This window comes from Tritonibacter horizontis (assembly GCF_001518015.1).
Classification (GTDB): domain Bacteria; phylum Pseudomonadota; class Alphaproteobacteria; order Rhodobacterales; family Rhodobacteraceae; genus Epibacterium; species Epibacterium horizontis.
In genome coordinates, this window is sequence record NZ_LPUY01000086.1 from 1 (window position 1) to 4,728 (window position 4,728).

Annotated in this window: 6 protein-coding genes; 4 read left to right on the forward strand and 2 right to left on the reverse strand. The window is 66.2% G+C overall.

Annotated elements, in window-relative coordinates; all coding sequences use genetic code 11:
* Positions 1-19: 19 nt before the first annotated feature.
* The gene (locus TRIHO_RS16510) at positions 20-1,051 is read right to left on the reverse strand and encodes a zinc-ribbon domain-containing protein (protein ID WP_068246128.1); all 1,032 of its coding nucleotides are present in this window, start codon (positions 1,049-1,051) and stop codon (positions 20-22) included.
* Between the two features lie 201 nt (positions 1,052-1,252).
* Here TRIHO_RS16510 and TRIHO_RS16515 point away from each other — a divergent pair, with 201 nt between their 5' ends.
* The 4 genes from TRIHO_RS16515 to TRIHO_RS16530 are packed head-to-tail and all read left to right on the forward strand — an operon-like array spanning position 1,253 to position 4,149.
* Positions 1,253-1,930, forward strand: a complete 678-nt coding sequence (locus TRIHO_RS16515; RefSeq protein ID WP_068246141.1) for a cell division ATP-binding protein FtsE — start codon at positions 1,253-1,255, stop codon at positions 1,928-1,930.
* Positions 1,927-2,820: a cell division protein FtsX gene (locus TRIHO_RS16520; protein WP_068246131.1), complete on the forward strand. Its 894-nt coding sequence runs from the start codon at positions 1,927-1,929 to the stop codon at positions 2,818-2,820. Before TRIHO_RS16515 ends, TRIHO_RS16520 begins: the two co-directional genes overlap by 4 nt.
* Positions 2,817-3,566 (forward strand): lysophospholipid acyltransferase family protein, encoded by a 750-nt coding sequence (locus TRIHO_RS16525; protein ID WP_068246134.1) that lies wholly within the window; start codon positions 2,817-2,819, stop codon positions 3,564-3,566. The genes TRIHO_RS16520 and TRIHO_RS16525 overlap by 4 nt, the downstream gene beginning before the upstream one ends.
* Entirely contained in the window at positions 3,544-4,149 is a 606-nt protein-coding gene (locus tag TRIHO_RS16530) for a pyridoxamine 5'-phosphate oxidase family protein (RefSeq protein ID WP_068246137.1), read from the forward strand. Before TRIHO_RS16525 ends, TRIHO_RS16530 begins: the two co-directional genes overlap by 23 nt.
* 209 nt (positions 4,150-4,358) lie before the next feature.
* On the opposite strand, the gene TRIHO_RS16535 is transcribed toward TRIHO_RS16530, so the two are convergent.
* Positions 4,359-4,670, reverse strand: a complete 312-nt coding sequence (locus TRIHO_RS16535) for an EthD family reductase (RefSeq protein ID WP_068246139.1) — start codon at positions 4,668-4,670, stop codon at positions 4,359-4,361.
* Positions 4,671-4,728: the final 58 nt, after the last annotated feature.

Sequence of the window (4,728 nt, forward strand, 5' to 3'; positions counted from 1 at the left end):
CGCTCGCCGCCGTGCCGTTTCAGCCGGCGGCGAGCGCGCCTGCCTGTGCGTCCAGCCAAAGACGGATCTGGTCCACCCAGGCGACATAAGAGCTGAGATAGGGATCGGCCTGCGGCAGCTGCTCTGCGATGACCGGGGCGTTGCTGTAAATCAGAACGGCCACAACCATCGCCAGGATCACCAGCAGGAAACCGCGGGAAAAGCCGCTTTTGCGCGGGCCTGCCAGACCTGCTGCGGCGTCATCGTAATGAGGCTCCGGGGCGGGGGCGTGTTTTTGATCCTGCCCCCCGCGCAGCCCTTGCGAGATATCCTCGATGTCGGGCAGCAGGCCACGACGCGAAACCGGGTCGATGGCCGGGTTCGCGACTGCTTGTTGCCCAAAGGCGTCTGGATCTTCCCCGCGCAGCCGCGCAACCCGGTCCTGCGCTTCGCGGGCGCGGCGGGTGACGTCACTCTCTGACGGGGGGGCAAACCCCATTTCCGTCTGGGTCTCGATGTTTTCCTGCCCCGCGCGCAGCGCCGCTTCGCGCATCGCTTCTTCGCGCAGAACCCGCGACACATCCGGGTCCAGTCGGCGCTGGACCGGTGGTTCGGGCGCCGGGTCGACAGCTGCATCCGGCCCTGCCGGTGCGACGTCGGCGTCCACATCGCGTGTCGGCTCATCGGCGTCGATGGCATCATCGGGGCTGGCTTCGGGGGGCGTCGTGTCGTCAGCGGCTTCACGGGTGGCAGCGACAGGCGCGTCTTCATCCGCATCATCTGCTACTGGTGCCGGATCATCCGCACCGGGCGCGGTCTCGTCGCGGTGTTCAGGCTCTGCCGGGGCGGTGACATCTTCCGGCGCCTCCAGATCGGCGGGGGCCGCGCCGGTCTCTGCCGCCGCCAGCTCCTCGCTCTCGGGGTCCTGGGCACGGGTCTGGGCCAGCATCGCGGCGGACGGCTGGAACCAGGTATCGCCGCAATTGGAGCATTGGACGTCGCGCCCCTCGGCGGGGATCACGTCCTCCGGCACCTCATACTGTGCGCCGCAATTGGGGCATATCAGTCTCATCCGGTCTCCTTGGCGGGCCATATGACCGCGAAAAGGGTGAATTGTTCCGCAATCATAAAGAGTTCCTCGAAGGCAAGAAAGGCCCAATCCCTGCCCTGAGCGCAGAATGAAGCCCATCATCCGGCCCGCCAGCCATTGAAACTGCGGCAGCGGTCGTGCACAACATCGCGGTGCGACAGCGGCATGCACTGGGGACTGGACGTGATCGAACTCGAAGATGTGGGCTATAACTATGGCGGGGGCGCGCTGTTCAGCAATCTCTCGGTGCAGCTCGCGCCGGGCTCTTTCTATTTCCTGACCGGGCCGTCCGGCGCCGGTAAAACGACGCTGCTCAAGCTCTGTTACGGGGCGCTGACGCCGACCACCGGGCGGGTGCGGGCGTTCAACATGGACGTGCGGGGGCTGGATCGCGACCAGATGGCCTATCTGCGCCGCCGCATCGGGGTGGTGCATCAGGACTGTCGCTTTCTCGATCATTTGCCGGTGGTGGAAAACATCGCCCTGCCGCTGACGGTGTCGGGGCGGGGGCTGCAGAACGAACAGGGCAACCTGCAGGAGCTGATGACCTGGGTTGGCCTGTCGGAACGCCGCGACGCGCTGCCGCCGGAACTGTCGGGCGGTGAACGCCAGCGGGCGGCGCTGGCCCGCGCGGTGATCCTCAGCCCCGATGTCATCATTGCTGACGAGCCAACCGGCAACGTCGATTGGGAGATGTCGCAGAGGCTGCTGCGCCTGCTTGTGGAGCTGAATCACATGGGCAAGACCATCCTTGTGGCGACCCACGACATGTCGCTGATCCGGGCGGCCAAGAACCAGGTCCAGGCGCGGGTGCTGCGGATCTCCAACCGGCAATTGCAACTGGCCGGGGCCGACCTGTGAGCGCGTTTCGCAAGCTGATCGTCGGGGATGCGCAGGCCGACCGGGTGGTGCCGCCCTCGGGTTTTACCGCCCAGCTGACCCTGTTCGCGGCCGGGGCGATGGCGTTTCTCTGTGTCTTTGCGCTGGCGCTGTCGCTGGCATCGGGCCGGGTGGCGCATCGCTGGTCCGAAGAACTGGCCCGCGCCGCCACCCTGCGCATCAACGCCCCCGCCGAACAGCGTGCCGCCCAGACCGAAGCCGCGCTGGAGATCCTGCGCCAGACCCCCGGCGTGGCCTCGGCCCGCGCGCTGAGCTCTGACGAGCAGGCGGCGTTGCTGGCGCCCTGGTTCGGCGCCGATGTGCCGCTTGATACCCTGCCGGTGCCGCAGCTGATCGAGGTGACAGAGGCCGATATCGGCTATGACGCCACCGGGTTGCGCCTGCGCCTGCAGGCCGAAGTGCCGGGCGCGGTGCTGGATGACCATACCCGTTGGCGGCGGCCGCTGGTGGATGCCGCGATTGCGCTGCGCCGCCTTGGCGTGGTGTCAATCGTGCTGATCGGCGGTGCGATGGCGGCGATGATCACCCTTGCGGCCAATGCGGCCCTTGCCGCCAATGCCCAGGTGATCGAGGTGCTGCGTCTGGTCGGGGCGCAGGACAGCTATATCGCGCAGGCCTTTGTGCGCCGGTTCACCCTGCGGGCGCTGTCGGGCGCGGCCGTGGGCATGGTGCTGGGCATGATTGGCGTCTGGTTGATGCCCGAAGCCTCGCAAGAGGGCGGTTTTCTCACCGGGCTTGGCTTTCAGGGCTGGGGCTGGCTGCTGCCGCTTGTGATCCCTCTGGTCAGCGCCCTTGTCGCCTTTGTCGCGACCACCCGCGCCGCCCGCAAACGTCTCGGAGACCTCGCGTGACCCTACCGCTGCAATACCTGCGTTCGATCCTTTATACGGTGCAGATCTATATCGCGATGCTGCTGTTCGGCATCGTCTTTGCGCCCTATGCGCTATTGTCCAAGAATGGCGCCCGCCAGGCCTGCAAGACCTACGCCCGCTGGGCGATCTGGTCGGCGCGCTGGATGGTGGGCATCCGCTGTGAGGTGCGCGGCCCGGTGCCGCAGGGCGAGGTGATCGTCGCCGCCAAACACCAGAGCTTTCTCGACATCATGATCATCTTCAACGCGCTGCCGCAGGCCAAGTTCATCATGAAACGGGAGCTGATGTGGACGCCGGTGATCGGCATCTACGCCAAGCGGCTTGGCTGTATCCCGGTGGATCGCGGCCGGCGCGGGGCGGCGATTGCCAAGATGGTCAAGGATGTCGCCCGCGAGTTCACCGAACCGGGCCAGCTGGTGATCTACCCGCAGGGCACCCGTGTCGCGCCGGGGGCAACCGTGCCTTATAAATCCGGCATCGGCGTGCTTTATGATGCGCTGAAACAGCCCTGCGTGCCGGTTGCCACCAATGTCGGCCTGTTGTGGCCGCGCACCGGGATTTTGCGCAAGCCGGGTCTGGGCGTGGTCGAATTTCTCGATCCGATCGCCCCGGGAGCGGACCGCGCCGGCTTCATGGCCGGGCTGGAGGCGCAGATCGAGGCGCGATCCGATGCATTGATGGCAGAACTGGGGTTTGGCACAGATGGACTTCATCACCACGATTGACGCGCTGGAGGCAGAGTACGGCACCCCCGGTGCCGCCGCGATCCGCAAGGTGGCGCACCAGCTGACACCGCTGTATCGCAAATGGATCATGGCCTCGCGGCTGTGCATTCTGACCACGGTCGGCCCCGAAGGCACCGATGGCAGCCCGCGCGGCGACGATGGCCCGGTGGTGCTGGAACTGGACCCCGACACCCTGGCGCTGCCGGATTGGTACGGCAACAACCGCATCGATTCCTTGCGCAATATCGTGCGCGATGGGCGGGTATCCCTGATGTTCCTGGTGCCCGGCTCCAACAATGTGGTGCGCCTCAACGGCACCGCGCAGCTGACGGCGGATAGGGCGCTGCGGGCGCGCTTTGAAAAGCAGGGAAAACAGCCCCGCACCGTGATCGTGATCACCATCGCTGAGGTCTATACCCAATGCGCCCGCGCCCTGATGCGCGCCGGGATCTGGACCGCGGGCGATCAAAGCGCCGACCTGCCGAGCGTCGGTGACATCCTGGCCGAGCAAACCGCCGGCGAAGAGGGCGGTCGGCCCTATGACACCGCCTGGGCCCCGCGCGCGGCCAAGACCATGTGGTAGGCGGCAGACCCGTTTGGTGCTGCGCGCGATACCGCCGACACCTGATCGGTGAAAATAGTTTTGCGACCGGCGACGGAAATGCCGCGCCTCGGCGTTACATTAAACGACAGGCGCCACCGCCGGCGCTTGTTGCCCCACTCACGGGGCCCGGTTTTCGGACCGGGCGAGGGCCGGTGGCGCATGTCGCGTCGCCGGCCTTTTATTGCCGCCTACATCAGCACCTCACCAATCAGGATCTGGGGCCGTACATTGGTGAAATTCGCCACGTCGTCGATGATCTCGCCGCCCTTTTCGCCCATGGCCTTGTCCAGGGAGTCCATGTCGGGAAAGGTGATGGTGGCGATCAGCAGGTAGGGCGGCGGCACGTCAGGACCGCCCGCCAACCCGCGCGAGGCCTCGACGGTTTCGATCAGATCGCCCCAATGTTCCTCGATCAGCGGCAGATGGGTTTCCACGTAGTAGTCAAAATCAAATACCGCCTCATCGGCGGCGGGGTAGATCACTTGCAGGCTGATGGTCATCGCTGGGGGTCCTTTGTCAGACGGAAACGGCCCGCCGGCGCTTGTTGCCCCACTCACG

Excerpts from the sequence above, each read along its gene's own strand:
- TRIHO_RS16510 (WP_068246128.1), bottom strand. The coding sequence starts at position 1,051 with ATGAGACTGATATGCCCCAATTGCGGCGCACAGTATGAGGTGCCGGAG.
- TRIHO_RS16530 (WP_068246137.1), top strand. The coding sequence starts at position 3,544 with ATGGACTTCATCACCACGATTGACGCGCTGGAGGCAGAGTACGGCACC.
- TRIHO_RS16535 (WP_068246139.1), bottom strand. The coding sequence starts at position 4,670 with ATGACCATCAGCCTGCAAGTGATCTACCCCGCCGCCGATGAGGCGGTA.